General features: G+C 55.3%; 16 protein-coding genes. 2 read left to right on the top strand and 14 right to left on the bottom strand.

Going from position 1 to position 20,037, the window contains the following annotated elements:
* Window positions 1-10: 10 nt before the first annotated feature.
* Window positions 11-1,021, top strand: a complete 1,011-nt coding sequence (locus tag JY391_RS07485) for a chemotaxis protein (RefSeq protein ID WP_211935476.1) — start codon at window positions 11-13, stop codon at window positions 1,019-1,021.
* Between the two features lie 78 nt (window positions 1,022-1,099).
* Here JY391_RS07485 and nuoN read toward each other — a convergent pair whose 3' ends face one another.
* From nuoN to lrhA, 14 genes are all read right to left on the bottom strand, one after another.
* Window positions 1,100-2,557, bottom strand: coding sequence for an NADH-quinone oxidoreductase subunit NuoN (gene nuoN / locus JY391_RS07480; RefSeq protein ID WP_042290665.1), 1,458 nt, complete (start codon window positions 2,555-2,557; stop codon window positions 1,100-1,102).
* 6 nt (window positions 2,558-2,563) lie between these two features.
* The gene (gene nuoM, locus JY391_RS07475) at window positions 2,564-4,093 is read right to left on the bottom strand and encodes an NADH-quinone oxidoreductase subunit M (protein ID WP_042290666.1); all 1,530 of its coding nucleotides are present in this window, start codon (window positions 4,091-4,093) and stop codon (window positions 2,564-2,566) included.
* Between the two features lie 291 nt (window positions 4,094-4,384).
* Window positions 4,385-6,226 (bottom strand): NADH-quinone oxidoreductase subunit L, encoded by a 1,842-nt coding sequence (nuoL, locus tag JY391_RS07470; protein WP_042290669.1) that lies wholly within the window; start codon window positions 6,224-6,226, stop codon window positions 4,385-4,387.
* Window positions 6,223-6,525, bottom strand: coding sequence for an NADH-quinone oxidoreductase subunit NuoK (gene nuoK / locus JY391_RS07465; RefSeq protein WP_211935475.1), 303 nt, complete (start codon window positions 6,523-6,525; stop codon window positions 6,223-6,225). Before nuoK ends, nuoL begins: the two co-directional genes overlap by 4 nt.
* Window positions 6,522-7,076, bottom strand: coding sequence for an NADH-quinone oxidoreductase subunit J (gene nuoJ / locus JY391_RS07460; RefSeq protein ID WP_042290671.1), 555 nt, complete (start codon window positions 7,074-7,076; stop codon window positions 6,522-6,524). The genes nuoK and nuoJ overlap by 4 nt, the downstream gene beginning before the upstream one ends.
* Window positions 7,077-7,087: 11 nt before the next feature.
* Window positions 7,088-7,630, bottom strand: coding sequence for an NADH-quinone oxidoreductase subunit NuoI (gene nuoI / locus JY391_RS07455; RefSeq protein WP_042290673.1), 543 nt, complete (start codon window positions 7,628-7,630; stop codon window positions 7,088-7,090).
* Between the two features lie 14 nt (window positions 7,631-7,644).
* Window positions 7,645-8,622: an NADH-quinone oxidoreductase subunit NuoH gene (gene nuoH / locus JY391_RS07450; protein WP_042290675.1), complete on the bottom strand. Its 978-nt coding sequence runs from the start codon at window positions 8,620-8,622 to the stop codon at window positions 7,645-7,647.
* Window positions 8,619-11,345 carry an NADH-quinone oxidoreductase subunit NuoG gene (gene nuoG / locus JY391_RS07445; protein ID WP_211935474.1) on the bottom strand — a complete coding sequence of 909 codons (2,727 nt, stop codon included), beginning with the start codon at window positions 11,343-11,345 and terminating at the stop codon, window positions 8,619-8,621. Before nuoG ends, nuoH begins: the two co-directional genes overlap by 4 nt.
* Before the next feature lie 29 nt (window positions 11,346-11,374).
* Window positions 11,375-12,712, bottom strand: coding sequence for an NADH-quinone oxidoreductase subunit NuoF (gene nuoF, locus JY391_RS07440; protein WP_042290680.1), 1,338 nt, complete (start codon window positions 12,710-12,712; stop codon window positions 11,375-11,377).
* Window positions 12,709-13,209: an NADH-quinone oxidoreductase subunit NuoE gene (nuoE, locus tag JY391_RS07435; RefSeq protein WP_012131493.1), complete on the bottom strand. Its 501-nt coding sequence runs from the start codon at window positions 13,207-13,209 to the stop codon at window positions 12,709-12,711. The genes nuoF and nuoE overlap by 4 nt, the downstream gene beginning before the upstream one ends.
* 2 nt (window positions 13,210-13,211) lie before the next feature.
* Complete coding sequence (gene nuoC, locus JY391_RS07430) at window positions 13,212-15,014, bottom strand: NADH-quinone oxidoreductase subunit C/D (RefSeq protein WP_082636826.1); 1,803 nt, start codon at window positions 15,012-15,014, stop codon at window positions 13,212-13,214.
* Between the two features lie 126 nt (window positions 15,015-15,140).
* Window positions 15,141-15,803, bottom strand: a complete 663-nt coding sequence (gene nuoB, locus JY391_RS07425; RefSeq protein ID WP_003028075.1) for an NADH-quinone oxidoreductase subunit NuoB — start codon at window positions 15,801-15,803, stop codon at window positions 15,141-15,143.
* A gap of 15 nt (window positions 15,804-15,818) precedes the next feature.
* Window positions 15,819-16,262, bottom strand: a complete 444-nt coding sequence (gene nuoA / locus JY391_RS07420; RefSeq protein WP_042317806.1) for an NADH-quinone oxidoreductase subunit NuoA — start codon at window positions 16,260-16,262, stop codon at window positions 15,819-15,821.
* Between the two features lie 627 nt (window positions 16,263-16,889).
* Window positions 16,890-17,828, bottom strand: a complete 939-nt coding sequence (gene lrhA, locus JY391_RS07415) for a transcriptional regulator LrhA (RefSeq protein WP_042290686.1) — start codon at window positions 17,826-17,828, stop codon at window positions 16,890-16,892.
* 926 nt (window positions 17,829-18,754) lie between these two features.
* On the opposite strand from lrhA, the gene alaA reads away from it, so the two are divergent.
* Window positions 18,755-19,972, top strand: coding sequence for an alanine transaminase AlaA (alaA, locus tag JY391_RS07410; RefSeq protein WP_042290688.1), 1,218 nt, complete (start codon window positions 18,755-18,757; stop codon window positions 19,970-19,972).
* Window positions 19,973-20,037: the final 65 nt, after the last annotated feature.

The raw sequence follows: 20,037 nt of genomic DNA, 5'->3' as shown, positions 1-20,037 counted from the left end.
TGAGGACAGAATGGACAATTTCCAGAAAGATATCGATGACAGGGCGAATCTCACCCTGTCCAACCGCTTTGAGCTGCTGCTGTTTCGTTTGGGAACCTCCCTGCACGAGCAAAAGTCTGAGCTGTTTGGCATTAACGTCTTCAAGTTGCGTGAAATTGTGCCAATGCCGACGTTTACGCGTCCGGCAGGCATGAAGGCGCCGCTGCTGGGGATGGTGAATATTCGCGATCAGGTGATCCCGGTGATCGACCTCCCCGCCGTCGCCGGGTGTCAACCGGAAAACGGGTTGAATATCCTGCTGATCACTGAATACGCCCGCAGCGTCCAGGCCTTCGCCGTCGAGTCAGTGGAAAACATCATGCGTCTGGACTGGCAGCAGGTGCATACCGCCGAGAAAGCGGTAAACGGACGTTACATCACCAGTATCGCCTGCCTGGACGAGGACAAAGAGACCAACAACCTGGCGCTGGTGCTGGACGTTGAGCAGATCCTGTATGACATCGTGCCCGCAAACCATGACCTACGCGCCACGGAACTGAAAACCAGTAAATTCAACATTACCCCCGGAGCGGTGGCCATTGTCGCCGAAGACTCTCGCGTGGCCCGGGCGATGCTGGAAAAAGGCTTGAACGCAATGGACATTCCGCACCAGATGCACGTTACCGGGAAAGACGCGTGGGAGAAAATCCAGCACCTGGCGAAAGAGGCCGAAGCGGAAGGCAAAGCCGTCAGCGAAAAAATCGCCCTGGTGCTTACCGACCTGGAAATGCCAGAGATGGACGGATTCACCCTTACCCGTAAGATTAAAACCGACGAACGCCTGAAGCACATTCCAGTGGTGATCCACTCCTCTCTGTCTGGCAGCGCCAACGAAGATCACGTACGCAAAGTAAAAGCTGACGGCTATGTGGCGAAGTTTGAAATCAACGAGCTGTCGTCAGTTATTCAGGAAGTGATGACGCGCGCGGTGAAAAGAATTGACGGCCCGCTGGTGAGCAGACAGCGGTTAAGCGGATCCTAATAACGCCAGAGAGGCTGGGCGTTATGCCAGCCCACAAAAAAACCCGCCGAAGCGGGTTTTTTTAGGTCTGCGTTTCGCTTACATCAGCGGCATCGCTAACTGCACAATGCTGATCAGCGGCTGCGGCCAGACGCCGAGCACCAGCACCAGCAGCGCGGAGATCAGCACCACAATGCCGCCCGCGCTGTACTGCCAGTTCGACGGCGCATCGCGGTTAAGCTGCTGCGGCGCGCTCAGGTACAGGCTGACCGCAACGCGCAGGTAGTAGTACAAACCAATCGCGGAACCGACCACCACGGCGGCAACCAGCCACCACAGGCTGGCCTGCACGCCGACCGCCAGCACGTAGAACTTGCCGATAAAGCCGAGCGTCATCGGGATACCCGCCAGCGACAGCATCATTACCGTCATGACCGCGGCGAGAACAGGACGATGCCAGAACAGACCGCGATAGGAGAACAGTGAGTCAGCATCCGGCCCACGGTACGGGCTGGACATCAGACTGACCACACCAAACGCGCCAAGGCTGCTAAAGAGATAGCCGGCCAGGTAGACGCCTACCGCTTCCATCGACATCTCGCCGCTCTGCAGGGCAATCAGCGCCACCAGCAGATAGCCGAGGTGAGAGATGGAGGAATAACCGAGGAGACGCTTAATGTTGGTCTGGCTCAGCGCCATCAGGTTACCGAAGATGATAGAGGCAAAGGCGATAATGCCCAGCACCACGCGTACCGCTTCGCTGTCGCCTACTGGCGCATAGAGGAACAAACGCATCACCACACCGAAGATAGCGATTTTGCTCGCCGTCGCCAGGAAGGTCGATACCGGCGCAGGCGCGCCCTGATAGACGTCAGGCGTCCACAGGTGGAACGGCACCAGCGACAGTTTAAAGCCGAGGCCGACAATCATCATCCCGAAGCCCGCCAGCAACAGCGGTTCGCTCAGCATACCGTCGCCGAGGCTCTTGCCGAGGGCCACGAACGACAGGTTGCCGGACTGTGCGTACACCAGCGCCATACCAAACAGCAGGAAGGAAGACGCGGCGGCGGACAGGATAGTGTATTTGATACTGGCTTCCAGCGAGCGCTTCTGACGGAAGGCATAGCCTACCAGACCAAACAGCGGCAGGGAGATCAGTTCGATACCGAGGAACAGCGCGGCCAGATGGTTAGCGTTCGCCAGCAGGATCCCGCCCAGAGCGGCAATCAGCACCAGCAGGTAGAACTCTTCCCGGTTGTCGTCATAGCCTTCCAGCCACGGGTAGGCAAACGTACAGGTCGCCAGGCTCGCCAGCAGAACCAGCCCGGTGTAGAGCATGGCGAAACCGTCAACCCGCATCAGCGGCGTGACGTCCATGGCGCCCGCCTGGCCAACAAACCAGAGCGAAACCAGCGCAGCGTTAAGCCCAATGACCGACAGCGTGGCATTGAGAAAGTGATTGCGTCGCCACGCAATGGAGAGCATCACAACCACCACCGTCAAGCCGACGATCAGCAGCGGTAGCAGCGCAATCAGGTGTTGTGGAGTTATTGTCATGGCGATTTACGGCCTTGTAGTAGAAACGGAATTAACAAACCACTGCTGGATGTTGCTCATCGCGGAATGCGACGTATCCAGAATCGGCTGCGGATAGAAGCCAAGCAGTACCAGAAGCACGACCAGCAACAGGATGATAAACAGCTCGCGCAGCGACATCCCTGCCAGTTCCTGATTCGCAATCTGGCTTTTGGCTTTACCGAAGTAAGCACGATGCAGCATCGCCAGCGAGTAAACAGAGGCAAACACCAGACCAAAGGTGGAGATGACGGTGATCACCGGAACAACCTGGTAGCTGCCGAACAGGATCATAAATTCACCGACGAAGTTACCGGTGCCAGGCATGCCGAGCGTTGCCACTGCGAAGAACATCGACAGCGCAGGCAGCCACTTCATTTTGCCCCACAGGCCGCCCATCATACGCATATCACGCGTATGCAGACGTTCGTACAGCTGGCCGCAAAGGATAAACAGCCCCGCCGCGGACAGACCGTGCGCGATCATCTGGATCACCGCCCCCTGGTACGCCAGCTGGCTGCCGGTGTAGATAGCAATCAGCACGAAGCCCATATGGGAGACGGAGGTGTAGGCAATCAGACGCTTGATGTCGTACTGGGTAAACGCCATCCATGCACCGTAGAAGATGCCGATCACACCCAGCCACATGGCAATCGGCGCGAACTCCGCAGAGGCGTTCGGAAACAGCGGCAGAGAGAAACGCAGCAGACCGTAGGCCGCGGTTTTCAGCAGAATCCCCGCAAGGTCAACGGAACCGGCGGTCGGCGCCTGAGAGTGCGCATCCGGCAGCCAGCCGTGCAGCGGAACCACCGGCATTTTCACCGCGAAGGCGATGAAGAAGCCCAGCATCAGCAAGTATTCGACGCCGTGGGACATCGGAGTATTCAGCAACGCTTCATAGTTGAAGGTCCAGACGCCGGTTGCATTGTAATGCACGAACACCAGCGCCAGGATCGCAATCAGCATCACCAGACCGCTCGCCTGGGTGTAAATGAAGAACTTGGTTGCCGCCGTGATACGCGTTTTACCGTCGGACGCCTTATGGCCCCACAGCGCGATCAGGAAGTACATCGGCACCAGCATCATTTCCCAGAAGAAGAAGAACAGGAACATGTCGATGGCGAGGAACACGCCGATCACACCGCCCAGGATCCACATCAGGTTCAGGTGGAAGAAGCCCTGGTATTTTTCGATTTCTCGCCAGGAGCAAAGTACCGCCAGAACGCCGAGCAGGCCGGTCAGCACCACCATCAGCAGCGACAGACCGTCGATAGCCAGATGAATAGAGATGCCAAAGCGCGGGATCCACGGCAGGACAAATTCAGACTGCCACTGCGGAATGCCAGCGGATTGCGTCAGTGAATAGCCGCCCTGCAACCACAGCTGCAGGCCAAGCGCAAGCGTCAGTCCCATGGTGATCAGCGCGATCCAGCGCGGCACCTTCACGCCAAAGCGTTCGGTCTGCCAGCACAGAAACCCACCAATGAAGGGAATAAGTATTAGCCAGGGTAATAACATGGCAGTATTTGTTCCTTGTTTAAGTCCGGTTCAGGCTATCTTGCTCGTCATAGCGACCCCGGCTGTGCTCGCAATCCGCACGTACTTAAGTACGCTTCGGTTGCTGTGCGCAGGCGGTGTCCACTCTGACTTCGCCGATAACGCCTGTCCTGTCGGACCTGATTTTCAACGAATTTCAACAAATTCACGTTTGAGTGCGGTTTGTTGTGTCGGGTGGCGCTTTGCGTACCCGACCTACGGTCTTGTAGGCCCGGTAAGCGCAGCGCCACCGGGCAAAACCGCGATCTCAAATCAACGTAAAACCATCAACAACGCCAGCACCACAACCGCACCGATGCTCATGGATGCCACATACCAGCGCAGATAGCCGTTCTCGCTGAACAGCAGGCCTTTACCTGCAAAGCGGGAAAGGATTGCCGGTACGTTCATCAGCGCATTCAGCGGATCGCGCTTCAGCAGCCAGGCCACGCCAAGGAACGGCTTCACGAACACTTTGTCGTACAGCCAGTCAAAGCCCCAGGCGTTGTACCACCAGGTGCCCAGCAGACGGCCCGGCGCACTGTTGGCGATGGACGTCACCAGCGTGCGTTTGCCCAGCCACAGCCATGCGGCAATCAGGATGCCCGCGATCGCCACGACACCAGAGGTAATTTCCAGCGTCATTACGCGGCCATGTTCAAGTTCGGTAGTCTGCGGCAGAACGCCCTGCAACGGCGGCACAATCAGCGCGCCGACAAAGGTGGACAGCACCATCAGGACAATCAGCGGCAGATGGTGGGTAATCCCCTTCCCTGCATGTGCGTGAATTTGTTCTTTACCGTGGAATACGATGAAAATCATTCGGAAGGTATACAGAGAGGTCATGAATGCACCGACCAGACCTGCCACCATCAGATTGATATGACCGTTCGCCATCGCGCCAGCCAGAATCTCATCCTTACTGAAGAAGCCTGCGGTTACCAGCGGCAGCGCCGACAGCGCCGCGCCGCCCACCAGGAAGCAGAGATACACCAGCGGAATGGACTTACGCAGGCCGCCCATCTTGAAGATGTTCTGTTCATGATGGCAGGCCAGGATAACGGAGCCAGACGCCAGGAACAGCAGCGCTTTAAAGAAGGCGTGCGTCATCAGGTGGAAAATCGCCGCATCCCACGCCTGCACGCCGAGCGCCAGGAACATGTAGCCAATCTGACTCATGGTGGAGTATGCCAGCACACGTTTGATGTCGGTTTGCACCAGCGCGGCGAAACCGGCCATCACCAGCGTGATTGCGCCCACAATCCCAACCAGATGCAGGATTTCCGGAGTCATCAGGAACAGGCCGTGCGTACGTGCGATCAGATACACGCCGGCGGTGACCATGGTCGCGGCGTGGATCAGCGCGGAGACAGGCGTCGGGCCAGCCATCGCGTCGGCAAGCCAGGTCTGCAACGGCAGCTGTGCGGATTTCCCTACCGCTCCCCCCAGCAACATCAGCGTCGCCCAGGTCAGCATATTGTTGCCCGCGTCGAAATGCGCTGGCGCCAGTTCAACCATTTCGCGGAAGTTCAGGGTACCCAGCTCGTTGTAGAGGATGAACAGCGCGAAGGCGAGGAATACGTCACCCACGCGGGTCACGACGAACGCTTTCATCGCCGCGGCGCCATTCTTCGGATCGCTGTAATAGAAGCCGATCAGTAAGTAAGAGCACAGGCCCACGCCTTCCCAGCCGAGGTACATCAACAACAGGTTATCGGACAGCACCAGAACAACCATGCTGGCGATAAACAGGTTGGTGTAGGCGAAGAAGCGAGAGTAACCCTCTTCGCCGCGCATGTACCAGGAAGCGAACATGTGGATCAGGAAACCCACGCCGGTAACCACGGAAAGCATGGTCAGCGACAGGCCGTCCAGCACCAGGTTGAAGCCGATATTGAAATCACCGACCGACATCCACGTCCACAGCGGCTGGCTGTACGCCTGCTTGCCGTTCGCGAAGAAGTCCATACCGACAAACGCGGTCACCAGCGCCGCCAGACCGATGGAGCCAACGCCCACGGTCGCGGAGAGATTTTCCGACCAGCGTCCGCGAGAGAACGCCAGCAGTACAAAGCCAATCAATGGCAGAATAATGGTTAAGGCAAGCATGTTCATCCACGCATCTCACTTACTGAATCGATGTTCAGGTTCTGGCGACGGCGATGAAGCAGCAGCAGCAGCGCAAGGCCGATGCTCGCTTCAGCCGCCGCAAGGCTGATGGCGAGAATGTACATCACCTGACCATCGGTCTGGCCCCAGTAGCTTCCGGCGACCACAAAAGCCAGCGCGGAAGCGTTGATCATGATCTCCAGCCCAATCAGCATAAACAGCAGATTGCGGCGGATAACCAGACCGGTTAAGCCCAGAACAAATAAGATTGCCGCGAGGATCAGTCCGTGTTGTAAGGGGATCATGCGTGCTCCTCCGTTTTTCTTTTCGCGCTGTCGTCCTTACGGTTGCTCAGCACTTCCCCGGCGCGTTCTTCACGCCCCACGTGGAAAGCGACAACCAGACCGGCCAGCAGCAGCATAGACGCCAGCTCCACCGCCAAAACGTAAGGTCCGAACAGGGTAATACCGACGGCTTTCGCGCTAATCGGCTCACCGTCAATGCCCTGGTCATTAACGCCAAGAATGGCGTAAACAATCACCACCAGCATGATGGCCGACAGAACCGCCGGGCCAATCCACACCTGCGGCTTCAGCCATTGGCGTTCCTGTTCAATTTCAGACCCGCCCAGGTTGAGCATCATCACCACGAACACGAACAGCACCATGATGGCGCCCGCGTAGACGATGATTTCCAGCGCACCGGCGAAGTAAGCGCCCAGCGAGAAGAACACCCCGGAAATCGCCAGCAGCGAAATAATCAGGTACAGCAGCGCATGCACCGGATTGGTATGGGTGATCACTCGCAAGGTTGCGAGAATGGCTATCAGGCCACAGATATAAAAAGCGAACTCCATTGCCCCTCTCCTTACGGTAACAGGCTCTTGACGTCGATAGGCTTAGCTTCGTTTTCCGCTTCGCCCTTATCTTTGCCGTCGATTGCCATACCTGCCATCCGGTAGAAGTTATATTCCGGATATTTACCCGGACCGGAGATCAGCAGATCCTCTTTCTCGAAAACCAGATCCTGGCGCTTATACTCACCCAGTTCAAAGTCCGGGGTAAGCTGGATCGCCGTTGTCGGACAGGCTTCCTCGCACAGACCGCAGAAGATGCAGCGTGAGAAGTTGATACGGAAAAACTCCGGATACCAGCGACCGTCTTTGGTCTCCGCTTTTTGCAGAGAAATACAGCCTACCGGGCACGCTACCGCACACAGGTTACAGGCAACGCAGCGCTCTTCGCCGTCCGGGTCGCGCGTCAGGACGATACGACCACGAAAACGGGGCGGCAGGTAGACCGGCTCTTCCGGATACATCTTTGTTTCGCGTTTTGCGAACGCATGCAGGCCGATCATCCAGATACTGCGTACCTGGGTGCCGAAACCTACTAACAACTCTTTTAAGGTCATGGTCTTAGTGCCCCTTATTGCGCCTGCCAGAGAATGACAGCCGCCGTTACCAGCAAGTTGATGAGCGTCAGCGGCAGGCAGATTTTCCAGCCGAAGGACATTACCTGGTCATAACGCGGACGCGGTAACGACGCACGAATCAAAATGAACATCATCATGAAGAACGCGGTTTTCAGCGCGAACCAGATGAATGGCGGTAAGAACGGGCCTTGCCAGCCGCCGAAGAACAGGGTAACCATCAGCGCGGAAATGGTGACGATACCGATGTACTCACCCACAAAGAACAGACCGAATTTCATACCGGAATATTCAATGTGGTAACCATCGGCCAGTTCCTGCTCGGCTTCCGGCTGGTCAAACGGGTGACGGTGACACACAGCCACGCCCGCGATAGCGAAGGTGACAAAACCAAAGAACTGCGGGATAACGTTCCAGATGTCAGCCTGGTTGTTCACAATGTCGGTCATGTTGAACGATCCGGCCTGCGCCACCACGCCCATCAGGGACAGTCCGAGGAACACTTCATAGCTCAGCGTTTGCGCAGAGGCGCGCATCGCGCCGAGCAGCGAGTATTTGTTATTGCTCGACCAACCGGCGAACAGCACCGCATACACCGCCAGACCCGCCATCATCAGGAAAAACAGGATGCCGATGTTCAGGTCCGCAACCACCCAACCCGGGCTAACCGGCACAATCGCAAAGGCCAGCAGCAGCGAGGTAAAGGCGATCATCGGCGCCAGCGTAAAGATGACGCGATCCGAGAATTTCGGGATCCAGTCCTCTTTAAAGAACATCTTGATCATGTCCGCCACCAGCTGGAGCGAACCGCCCCAGCCGACGCGGTTTGGTCCATAACGGTTCTGGAACAGACCCAGCAGACGACGTTCGCCAAAGCTCATGAAGGCCCCGCAGGTCACCACGACCAGCAGGATCACCACCGCTTTGAGGATCGTCAGCAGGATATCGATCAGATCCGGTGTAATCCAACTCATTGTTGTGCCTCCTGCAGATCCTCAAGATGCGCACCGGCCAGCACTGGCGCAATGCCTGGCATACCCATCGGCAGACCGACCTGCCCTGCCGTTAACCCTTCCGCGATTTCAACCGGCAGCGTTACCGTATTGCCATCGTAGCTAAAGGAGACGCGGGCACCGGCATTGACGCCCAGCTTCGCGGCATCGGCCGGGTTGAGCTTGATGTACGGCTGCGGCATCCGGCTCTGGAACACCGGCGCACGCTGGGACAGCTCGTCGCTACCAAACAGATGGTAGTACGGCGCGATACGCCACTGACCGTCCTGCGGCTGGAAGCTCGCCGGAACGGTGGTGAAATAATCCAGCCCCCCTTCGGACGCTTCAATCAAACGCACGCCCGGATCGCCGTGACGCAGTTTACCGCCCACTTCATCCTGGAACTTGTTCCACGCCTGTGGCGAGTTCCAGCCTGGCGCCCAGGCAAACGGAATCTGTGAACGCGGCGCCGACGGCTGGTTGTTCCCTTCCATTGAGAAGGCGAACATGGTGTCTTTATCCTGCGGCTGACGTGGCTCATGCACGCTGATATTGGCGCGCATCGCGGTACGACCGCTATAGCGGTGCGGTTCACGGGCCAGTTTCTGACCGCGAATGCGGAAAGAAGCATCCGGCGCGGCGTCTTTAATACCGGCCAACTCTGGCATCGCGGCCACGACGGCGTCAATGACGTGGTCAAGCTGCGTCCAGTCGACCTGGCGGTTCTGCACGGTGCTGTGCAGCGAGTGCAGCCAGCGCCAGCTTTCCAGCATCACGGCCTTGCTGTCATAGTACGCCGGGTCATAAACCTGGAAGAAACGCTGTGCGCGGCCTTCGTTGTTAATGACCGTACCGTCGCTTTCAGCAAAGCTGGCGGCGGAAAGGACCAGATGGGCGTTTTCCATGATCGCGGTGCGTTGATGGTCAACCACCAGCACCAGCGGCGCTTTTGCCAGCGCAGCGTTAACGCGGGTGGCGGAAGCATGACGATGCAGATCGTTTTCCAGCACCACGACAGCGTCAGCACGCCCGGTTTCCAGCTCGGTCAGCGCGTCGTCAAGCGACCCCCCGCCCATAATGCCGAGGCCCATGCTGTTTACGGAACGGGCAATCATGGTGATACCGACATCCGCGCCGCGACCTTTCAGCGCTTTCGCGACGTTAGCCGCCGCCTGGATCACGTCACTGCTCCCGGCGTTGGTGCCAGAGATAATCAGGGGTTTTTTCGCGCCAGCCAGAGCCTGAACAATCACGTCGATTTTGCTTTTCAGGTCGCTGCTCAGACCGTCCACCGCAGGCGCGGCGGCGTCGAGCGCATGGGCGATGGCAAAGCCCAAACGCGCCTGGTCTTCTACCGGCGCGCGGTAGGTCCATGCGGCAATATCGTCCAGACGAGTGTTGTCGACGTTGGTGACGAACAGCGGATGTTTAGCGCGCTGGCCAATGTTAAGGATTGCCGCAATCTGCCAGTCAGCCACTTTCTGCGCCGCCGCCATTTCGCGCGCTTTCCCTTTCACCGCCTGACGAACCGCCAGCGCAACGCGCGCGCCGGTCTGGGTGATGTCTTCACCGAGCACCAGCACGGCGTCGTAAGATTCGATATCGCGCAGCGCAGGGGTATGAACGCCGCTTTCACGCAGTACTTTTAGCGCCAGTTGCAGACGTTCTTGTTCCGACTGCGCAATTCCGGTGTAGAAGTTTTCCGCACCAACCAACTCATGCAGCGCAAAGTTGCTTTCCACGCTGGCGCGCGGAGACCCGATCCCAATGACTTTCTTCGACTGACGTAGAATATCCGCCGCGCCCTGCATGGCCTGTTCGGCATTGAGGGTAATCAGATCGTTTCCACGACGCTGTACCGGCTGACGCGGACGATCTTTCAGATTGACGTAGCCATAGCCGAAACGACCGCGGTCGCAGAGGAAATAGTGATTCACGGTACCGTTGTAACGGTTTTCGATACGGCGGAGTTCGCCGTAGCGTTCACCCGGGCTGGTGTTACAACCAATAGAGCACTGCTGGCAGATGCTCGGGGCAAACTGCATATCCCATTTACGGTTATACCGCTCGGAGTGCGTTTTATCGGTAAAGACGCCGGTCGGACAGATTTCCACCAGGTTGCCGGAGAACTCGCTTTCCAGTACGCCATCTTCCGGGCGACCAAAGTAGACGTTGTCGTGCGCGCCATACACGCCCAGATCCGTACCGTCCGCATAGTCTTTGTAGTAACGAACACAGCGATAGCAGGCGATGCAGCGGTTCATTTCGTGAGAGATGAACGGCCCCAGATCCTGGTTACGGTGCGTACGTTTAGTGAAACGATAACGACGGAAGCTGTGGCCGGTCATCACGGTCATATCCTGAAGGTGGCAGTTCCCCCCTTCCTCACAGACCGGACAGTCGTGCGGGTGGTTGGTCATTAACCACTCCACCACGCTTTCGCGGAACTGTTTCGCTTCTTCGTCGTCAATAGAAATAAAGGTGCCGTCGGAGGCCGGTGTCATACAGGACATGACCAGGCGACCACGCGTGTCTTCCGCGTTCTGGTATTGCTTCACCGCACACTGGCGGCAAGCACCGACGCTTCCCAGCGCCGGGTGCCAGCAAAAGTACGGAATATCAAGGCCGAGAGACAGACACGCTTCAAGCAGGTTGTCCGCTCCGTTCACCTCATATTCTTTGCCGTCTACATGAATCGTAGCCATTAGCATGCTTCCAAATTAAAAAATTTAACTCACCAGCGCTCTTTCAGCAGGTTCGGCTGAATACCACCAATTCCGTGGGTATTGCTGAACGGCTGCTTGATGCCAGCTTCGAATTCTTCGCGGAAATATTTAATTGCGCTCTGCAGCGGTTCCACCGCGCCCGGTGCGTGTGCACAGAAGGTTTTACCCGGGCCCAGGAACCGACACAGTTGCTCAAGCGTCTCGATATCCCCCGGCTGGCCTTCGCCACGCTCCAGTGCGCGCAGAATTTTTACGCTCCACGGTAACCCATCGCGACACGGCGTACACCAGCCGCAGGACTCACGGGCAAAGAACTCTTCCAGGTTGCGCACCAGCGACACCATGCCAATTTCATGGTCCACCGCCATCGCCAGCGCCGTCCCCAGACGGCTGCCTGCTTTACCGATACTTTCGAACTCCATCGGCAGGTCGAGATGCGCTTCGGTCAGGAAGTCAGTTCCCGCGCCGCCAGGCTGCCAGGCTTTGAATTTCAGGCCATCGCGCATACCGCCCGCATAATCCTCAAGGATCTCACGCGCGGTAGTGCCAAACGGCAGTTCCCACAGGCCTGGATTTTTCACGCGACCAGAAAAGCCCATCAGCTTGGTGCCAGCGTCTTTGCTCTTCGAAATGTTCTGATACCACTCGACGCCGTTAGCGAGAATCGCCGGGACGTTACACAGCGTTTCAACGTTGTTCACGCAGGTCGGCTTGCCCCAGACGCCAGAGGTCGCCGGGAATGGCGGCTTGGAACGCGGGTTCGCGCGGCGGCCTTCGAGGGAGTTAATCAGCGCGGTCTCTTCACCGCAGATGTAGCGCCCTGCCCCGGTGTGCACAAACAGTTCGAAGTCAAAACCGGTGCCCATGATATTTTTGCCGAGCAGACCGGCTTCGGTTGCTTCGGCAATGGCGCGACGCAGGTGAACCGCCGCTTCAATATATTCACCGCGCAGGAAGATGTAGCCACGGTACGCTTTCAGCGCAAACGCGGAGATCAGCATGCCTTCCACCAACAGGTGCGGCAGTTGTTCCATCAGCAGACGGTCTTTATAGGTGCCCGGCTCCATTTCGTCAGCGTTACACAGCAGGTAACGGATGTTCATGGATTCGTCTTTCGGCATCAGGCTCCATTTCAGGCCGGTAGAAAAGCCTGCGCCGCCGCGCCCCTTCAGGCCAGCGTCTTTCACCTGGTTGACGATCTCGTCCGGAGACAGACCGGTCAGCGCCTTACGCGCGCCTTCGTAACCGTTTTTGCTGCGGTATTCGTCCAGCCAAACCGGCTGTTTATCATCACGCAGACGCCAGGTCAGCGGATGCGTTTCGGGAGTACGGATAATGTTTTTCATTTATACCGCTCCAGCAGTTCTGGAATCGCTTCCGGGGTCAGATGGCTGTGAGTGTCCTCATCAATCATCATGTTCGGCCCTTTATCGCAGTTCCCCAGGCAACAGGTCGGCAGCAGGGTGAAGCGACCATCGAACGTGGTTTGCCCCGGCTTGATGTTGAGTTTTTTCTCCAGCGCCGCCTGGATCCCCTGGTAACCGGTAATGTGGCATACCACGCTGTCGCAATAGCGGATCACGTGTCGGCCAACCGGCTGGCGGAAGATCTGGCTGTAAAACGTCGCCACGCCTTCGACATCGCTCGCCGGGATCCCCAGTACGTCGGCGATCGCGTAGATCGCGCCGTCCGGCACCCAGCCACGCTGTTTCTGGACGATTTTCAGCGCTTCAATGGACGCCGCACGCGGGTCTTCGTAGTGGTGCTTTTCGTGCTCAATCGCCTCACGCTCTGCCGCACTCAGCTCAAAAGCCTCGGTTTGTGGTTGTTGATTCTCGTGCATAATTAGCGGTCCACATCTGACATAACAAAATCGATACTACCCAGATGGACGATCAGGTCGGACACCAGGCTGCCGCGTACCGCCACCGGGATCTGCTGCAGGTGCGCATAGCTCGGGGTACGGATACGGGTACGATAGCTCATGGTGCTGCCATCGCTGGTCAGGTAATAACTGTTAATACCTTTGGTCGCTTCGATCATCTGGAAAGATTCATTCGCTGGCATGACCGGTCCCCAGGACACCTGCAGGAAGTGGGTGATCAGGGTTTCGATATGCTGCAGCGTGCGCTCTTTCGGCGGCGGCGTTGTCAGCGGATGATCCGCTTTGAACGGGCCTTCCGGCATGTTATTGAGACACTGCTCAAGGATACGCAGGCTCTGGCGCAACTCTTCCACTTTCAGCATTACGCGGGTATAGCAGTCGGAGACCCCGCCGCCCACCGGCACTTCAAAGTCGAAGTTTTCATAGCCAGAGTACGGACGCGCTTTACGCACATCGAAATCGATACCGGTTGCGCGCAGGGCAGCGCCCGTACAGCCCCAGTCCAGCGCCTCTTTCGCCCCATAGGCGGCAACGCCCTGGGAACGGCCTTTCAGAATGGTGTTACGCAGCGCGGCTTTTTCGTACGAGGCCAGGCGCTTCGGCATCCAGTCAAGGAATTCACGCAGCAGTTTTTCCCACCCGCGCGGCAGATCGTGCGCAACGCCGCCGATGCGGAACCACGCCGGATGCATGCGGTAACCGGTGATCGCTTCAACCACGTCATAGATTTTCTGACGATCGGTAAAGGCAAAGAAGACCGGCGTCATTGCGCCGACGTCCTGAATAAACGTCGAGATATACAGCAGATGGCTGTTAATGCGGAACAGCTCTGAGAGCATCACACGGATCACATTGACGCGATCCGGCACGGTGATGCCCGCCAGTTTTTCTACCGCCAGCACGTAAGGCATTTCGTTGACGCAGCCGCCGAGGTATTCGATACGGTCGGTATACGGAATGTAGCTGTGCCAGGACTGGCGTTCGCCCATTTTTTCAGCGCCACGGTGGTGGTAGCCGATGTCCGGCACGCAGTCGACGATCTCTTCACCGTCGAGTTGCAGAACGATACGGAAAGCACCGTGAGAAGACGGGTGGTTTGGACCGAGGTTGAGGAACATGAAGTCCTCGTTTTCGGTACCACGCTGCATGCCCCAGTCTTCCGGTTTGAAGGTCAGCGCTTCCATCTCCAGATCCTGTTTCGCTTTGGTCAGCTCAAACGGATCGAATTCGGTGGCGCGCGCCGGGTAATCTTTACGCAGCGGGTGCCCTTGCCAGGTCGGCGGCATCAGCAGACGTGTCAGGTGTGGGTGACCGTCAAACTCAATACCAAACATGTCCCAGGTTTCACGCTCGTACCAGTTCGCGTTCGGGAACACTTTGGTAAATGTCGGCACGTGCAGGTCGTTTTCAGACAAGGCCACCTTGAGCATGATGTCGCGGTTGCGTTCAATGGAAATCAGGTGGTAGAAAACGGAAAAATCCGCGGCGGGTAACCCTTCGCGGTGCGTGCGCAGACGTTCGTCCATGCCGTGTAAGTCAAACAGCATGACGTAAGGTTTCGGCAGTTTCTTTAAGAAATCGCCCACTTCCAGTAATTGTTCACGCTTGATCCAAACAACGGGTACCCCGGTGCGAGTCGCCTGAACGGTAAAGGCATCCGGCCCAAAACGGTTGCGCAGTTCGCCAATGACCGGGTCATCAAGGTGGTCCCGGGTCTGCCATACGGCGTCTTGCGCGGTTAAGTCGGTCATATTGTTCACCATTGCAAATGGTCCGTGGTGACTGTCGACAGAGCTTCGCGCGATTTATCCACTCATCTTTCAGACCTGAACGATTTTGTGTCTATCTAATAATTAGCGAAGTCATACGCTGCTGCCGACAGGCGCAAATTAAATCTCGTCTGGTGTACGCAGATTGGTTACTGCAATGCGTTCGCCGCGCTTACGCTCGCGCTCTGACTGCATGTTGGCGCGATAAACGCCCTGATCGCCCACCACCCAGGAGAGCGGACGGCGCTCTTTGCCGATCGAATCCTGTAACAGCATTAACGCCTGCATGTACGCTTCCGGACGAGGCGGGCAACCCGGGATGTAAACATCCACAGGGATAAATTTGTCGACCCCCTGCACAACCGAATAAATATCGTACATACCGCCGGAGTTAGCGCATGCGCCCATGGAGATCACCCATTTCGGCTCCAGCATCTGGTCATAAAGGCGCTGAATCACCGGCGCCATTTTGGTAAAGCAGGTGCCTGCCACTACCATCAGGTCAGCCTGACGCGGCGACGCACGCAATACTTCCGCGCCAAAACGCGCCACGTCATGCACGGCGGTAAACGAGGTCACCATTTCAACGTAGCAGCAGGAAAGGCCGAAGTTGTACGGCCAAATAGAGTTTTTACGCCCCCAGTTAACCATGTCATGCAGTTTGCCCATGAACACGTTTTTGTTGACTTCTTGCTCCAGGGGGTCGGTTACGATCTCCTGTTTTTGCAGGGGGTAACGGTCATTCTCACCGTTAGGATCTATGCGGGTGAGCGTATAATCCATCTTAATGCCTCGCGGTTAGCGTTGACGATTAGCGATACTGTTCGTTTCCGGGTTCATACGCTCGCGGCGTGAACGCGCGGGCGTCCAGTCCAGCGCGCCAATACGCACCAGATAAACCAGACCTGCCAGTAACACAAAAATAAAAATTGCAGCTTCCACAAAGCCAACCCAGCCGCTTTCGCGAATAGAAGTTGACCATGCGAACAGATACAGCGCTTCAACGTCGAAGATAACGAAGAACATGGCCACCAGATAAAACTTGGCGGACAGGCGTAAGCGGGCGGTGCCGACCGAGTCGATACCTGATTCAAACGGGGTGTTTTTTGACCTCGCGCGTGCGCGACCGCCTAAAAACCAACCGCCGATGAGCATCAGGCAGCACAGGCCAATGGCAACAATAAGAAAGATAGCGAATGCCCAGTGATGAGCGATGACTTCAGTGGATGTTGACATACTCATTGCTTACTCATCAAAAGTAGCGCCAAATTCTCTGCTCTTATCGGCAGATGAACGCCACATCGATTCATGGGGAGGAATAAAAAAAACCTTACAATCACTGTAGAAAATCGTTTTACACAGCCAATTGATGGGGTTTTTTACTCCTTTCTATAACCTTTTGTCAACTTTAACAAAAGTTTCCTCACATTAATTTACATGACAACAACAACCTTAACATTTAATGCGTTTTAGCGCCGTGTCGATCGACTCACTGCCTAAAATCGAGGTTGTTGAATCGTGTCCGTAGTGAGGTAAAGGAAAAAAGCGCGCCTATTTTGACAGGAATTAGGGCAAATGCCTTCCCCTAAAAGGGAGTATTTTCTTGATCTGTGACACGCTTTTGTTAATTCACCATAAAAAACAGCAACAATTTCTCGCTTTTTTTAACATGCAAAAACAGCGGTTCGGTTTTAGCGTGTTTTTTGCGCAATGGGTAAGCGTGATTTCTACTCGCTGATTTTTGAGGAATTTTGCCCTTTTTCTCCTGCCCGTTAACGATATTAGTACAAAAAAAGAACCACTGGATGTTTTTTCATCTTCAGTGGCTCTTTTTTACAAACACAATTTTTAACCGTTGAACGCAAAGCGTTACTCGAAGTCCCCTTCGACCAGCACCGAGTCATCTCCCCCTTCCGGGGTAATCGAACTGTATTGCCAGGGATTTTGCCAGGAATCCATCGCCTGAAAGATAACCTGCGCCAGCTCATTCTGACTGGCCGGATCGCGACAGAGCAGATACTCGGTGTCGGGCAGCGGCGGTAAACCGTCCACGGCGCCAAGCACACGCAGATCCGGGCTCATCATTTCAACCGGACGCGCCGTTACGCCAAGACCGGCCTTCACCGCCGCGCGAACCGCCGGCAGCGTAGAGGCCACATAAGCCAGACGCCAGGGAATGTTCGCGGCGTTCAGGGTCTTTAGCACCACATCGCGAAAAGGGCTGGGATCGTCCAGTAGCACCAGCGGTACCGGTTCGCCTTTTTGCAACACATATTCCGCCGCGCAATACCAGTGGGTAGGTGAAGTGCGTAACGTCAGAAAGTCCACAGAAGTGGGACGATTGGTGGTCACGATCAGATCGACTTCCTGCGACTGCAGCATGTCGACGACATAGGCATTACGCTTCACCCTGACATCCAGCGCTAATTTCGGATAAACCGAACTAATGCGATTCAGAAGAAAAGGCAGAATGGTGTCGGCAGATTCATCAGAGGCGCCGATTGTTAATACCCCCTGAAGATTGCTGAACATCAAAGATGAGCACGCCTCATCGTTGAAACGTAAGATTTTCCGGGCATAGCCCAGAAGCTGAATGCCGTGTTCCGTCAACAGCTTGTTACGACCGTGACGAGCGAAAAGTTCTTTTCCTACGAGTTGCTCAAGACGCTGCATCTGCTGGCTCACCGCCGACTGCGTACGACACACCGCAGCAGCTGCTGCTGCAAAAGTGTTCAGATCGGCAACAGCAACAAATGTTCTCAGCAGATCGAGGTCGAGGTTAATTATCGGACGATTTGCGTTTATCATAATTTTTCACTTACTGGCGGCTCATTTTGAGCTCGTTAATGCTGTGCATACAAAAACAAGCAATTCCGTTTGTAATGCGCTTCCTTAGCAGGATATCCCGATGTAACAGGGTGAAAGTAAATATGTATATCATGTGACGGGTGAAATGCTACTCCCTTTCTTCAGTAATAATACCTGACGCAATTTCTCAGGATATTTCATCAAGAACGGCCTCACCTATTAAGTGAACGCGGATTTCTACCCGAGCTGATGCCAAAATGGTAAGAACAAGAAAAGAGCCGAGCATACATCAACGAGAAATAAGCATATATGGCAGTAAGTTAGCCACATTTATCCGTCCTGAATATTAGCAAATAATGCGGACCGCACGTCATTCGTCCCTTGTATCTTAACCTAAAACCACTTTATTTATAAGCCTTAATGCGAATAATCTGATGCAAAGATTTGTTAGGTTCGGCAAACTACCTCATTAATAATAACGCGTTACGTAAAGCCTTTTTAAATATTAAATAATAATTAATATGAATTGGAGGCAATCATAAACCTTGCTTAACATTAGTTTTACAGCTAACGGTATCACCCGCCGGCCATAAACACGCTTCAGGATTAATCGTTCACTATTTACGAATTATGCAAATAACAGAGACGCAACGTTTTTCTTCTTCACGCCGTCGCGTTATTTTTCAAACAACAGAATAAGCCCCATTACCGCCAATAATTTAGCTTATAAAACCACATAAAAATAAAAATTCAGAATATAAAACCACAAAAAATGGTAATTTCAGTCATTGACAGCAGATTCTCACTTCACAATTTTGCAAAATCTTCTTCTGTAAAGCCTTCAAAACGCACCGCTGGGGGAGTACATTGTTTCAAGCTGACTTCCACGGCAGGGAGTGGCGATAACAGCTTAAAGGTCAAGATTCATGTCCCCCATAGAAAAATCCAGCAAATTAGATAATGTCTGTTACGACATCCGCGGTCCGGTTCTGAAAGAAGCGAAACGTCTTGAAGAAGAAGGCAATAAGGTTCTTAAACTGAACATTGGCAACCCCGCCCCTTTTGGTTTTGACGCGCCCGATGAAATTCTGGTCGACGTGATCCGCAATTTGCCTACCGCACAGGGCTATTCCGACTCGAAAGGCCTTTACTCCGCGCGTAAAGCCATCATGCAGCATTATCAGGCGCGCGGGATGCGTGACGTTACTGTTGAAGATATCTACATCGGTAATGGCGTCTCTGAATTGATTGTTCAGGCGATGCAGGCGCTGCTGAATAGCGGGGATGAAATGCTGGTGCCCGCGCCGGATTATCCGCTGTGGACGGCGGCGGTCGCGCTCTCCGGCGGTAACGCCGTGCATTATCTTTGTGATGAATCTTCTGACTGGTTCCCGGATCTTGACGACATCCGCGCGAAAATCACCCCGCGCACCCGAGGCATCGTCATCATTAACCCAAACAACCCCACCGGCGCTGTCTATTCCAAAGCGTTGTTGATGGAGATCGTCGAGATCGCCCGCCAGAACAACCTGATCATTTTTGCCGATGAGATCTACGACAAAATTCTCTATGACGATGCAGAGCATCACTCCATTGCCGCCATGGCGCCGGATCTGCTGACTGTCACCTTTAACGGCCTGTCCAAAACCTACCGCGTTGCCGGTTTCCGTCAGGGCTGGATGGTGCTCAACGGGCCGAAAAAGCACGCTAAAGGGTACATTGAAGGACTGGAAATGCTGGCCTCGATGCGTCTTTGCGCCAACGTTCCGGCCCAGCACGCCATTCAAACCGCGCTGGGCGGTTATCAGAGCATCAGCGAATTTATCATGCCCGGAGGTCGTCTTTATGAGCAGCGCAACCGCGCATGGGAACTGATCAACGACATCCCAGGCGTCTCCTGCGTGAAGCCGCGCGGCGCGCTGTACATGTTCCCGAAAATCGACGCAAAACGTTTCAATATTCATGACGACCAAAAAATGGTGCTCGATTTCCTGCTGCAGGAAAAAGTGCTGCTGGTGCAGGGGACCGCATTTAACTGGCCGTGGCCGGATCACGTGCGTATTGTCACCCTGCCGCGCATTGATGATATCGAAATGTCGCTAAATAAATTTGCCCGCTTCCTGTCAGGTTATCACCAGCTGTAATCTGCCCCGGGTCGGATGCAATGCCTCGTTGAAGAGTATTTGCATCCGCCCCCTTTCTCTGCACA

The organism is Citrobacter sedlakii (assembly GCF_018128425.1).
In the GTDB taxonomy this organism is placed as follows: domain Bacteria; phylum Pseudomonadota; class Gammaproteobacteria; order Enterobacterales; family Enterobacteriaceae; genus Citrobacter_A; species Citrobacter_A sedlakii.
The sequence above is the reverse complement of the archived record's forward strand: the minus strand, read 5'-3'. Positions and strand labels throughout refer to the sequence as shown.

Excerpts from the sequence above, each read along its gene's own strand:
- nuoM (WP_042290666.1), bottom strand. The coding sequence starts at position 4,093 with ATGTTATTACCCTGGCTAATACTTATTCCCTTCATTGGTGGGTTTCTG.
- nuoB (WP_003028075.1), bottom strand. The coding sequence starts at position 15,803 with ATGGATTATACGCTCACCCGCATAGATCCTAACGGTGAGAATGACCGT.
- nuoL (WP_042290669.1), bottom strand. The coding sequence starts at position 6,226 with ATGAACATGCTTGCCTTAACCATTATTCTGCCATTGATTGGCTTTGTA.
- nuoF (WP_042290680.1), bottom strand. The coding sequence starts at position 12,712 with ATGAAAAACATTATCCGTACTCCCGAAACGCATCCGCTGACCTGGCGT.
- nuoA (WP_042317806.1), bottom strand. The coding sequence starts at position 16,262 with ATGAGTATGTCAACATCCACTGAAGTCATCGCTCATCACTGGGCATTC.
- nuoK (WP_211935475.1), bottom strand. The coding sequence starts at position 6,525 with ATGATCCCCTTACAACACGGACTGATCCTCGCGGCAATCTTATTTGTT.
- alaA (WP_042290688.1), top strand. The coding sequence starts at position 18,755 with ATGTCCCCCATAGAAAAATCCAGCAAATTAGATAATGTCTGTTACGAC.
- nuoH (WP_042290675.1), bottom strand. The coding sequence starts at position 8,622 with ATGAGTTGGATTACACCGGATCTGATCGATATCCTGCTGACGATCCTC.
- nuoG (WP_211935474.1), bottom strand. The coding sequence starts at position 11,345 with ATGGCTACGATTCATGTAGACGGCAAAGAATATGAGGTGAACGGAGCG.
- nuoC (WP_082636826.1), bottom strand. The coding sequence starts at position 15,014 with ATGGTGAACAATATGACCGACTTAACCGCGCAAGACGCCGTATGGCAG.
- nuoE (WP_012131493.1), bottom strand. The coding sequence starts at position 13,209 with ATGCACGAGAATCAACAACCACAAACCGAGGCTTTTGAGCTGAGTGCG.
- lrhA (WP_042290686.1), bottom strand. The coding sequence starts at position 17,828 with ATGATAAACGCAAATCGTCCGATAATTAACCTCGACCTCGATCTGCTG.
- nuoN (WP_042290665.1), bottom strand. The coding sequence starts at position 2,557 with ATGACAATAACTCCACAACACCTGATTGCGCTGCTACCGCTGCTGATC.
- JY391_RS07485 (WP_211935476.1), top strand. The coding sequence starts at position 11 with ATGGACAATTTCCAGAAAGATATCGATGACAGGGCGAATCTCACCCTG.
- nuoJ (WP_042290671.1), bottom strand. The coding sequence starts at position 7,076 with ATGGAGTTCGCTTTTTATATCTGTGGCCTGATAGCCATTCTCGCAACC.
- nuoI (WP_042290673.1), bottom strand. The coding sequence starts at position 7,630 with ATGACCTTAAAAGAGTTGTTAGTAGGTTTCGGCACCCAGGTACGCAGT.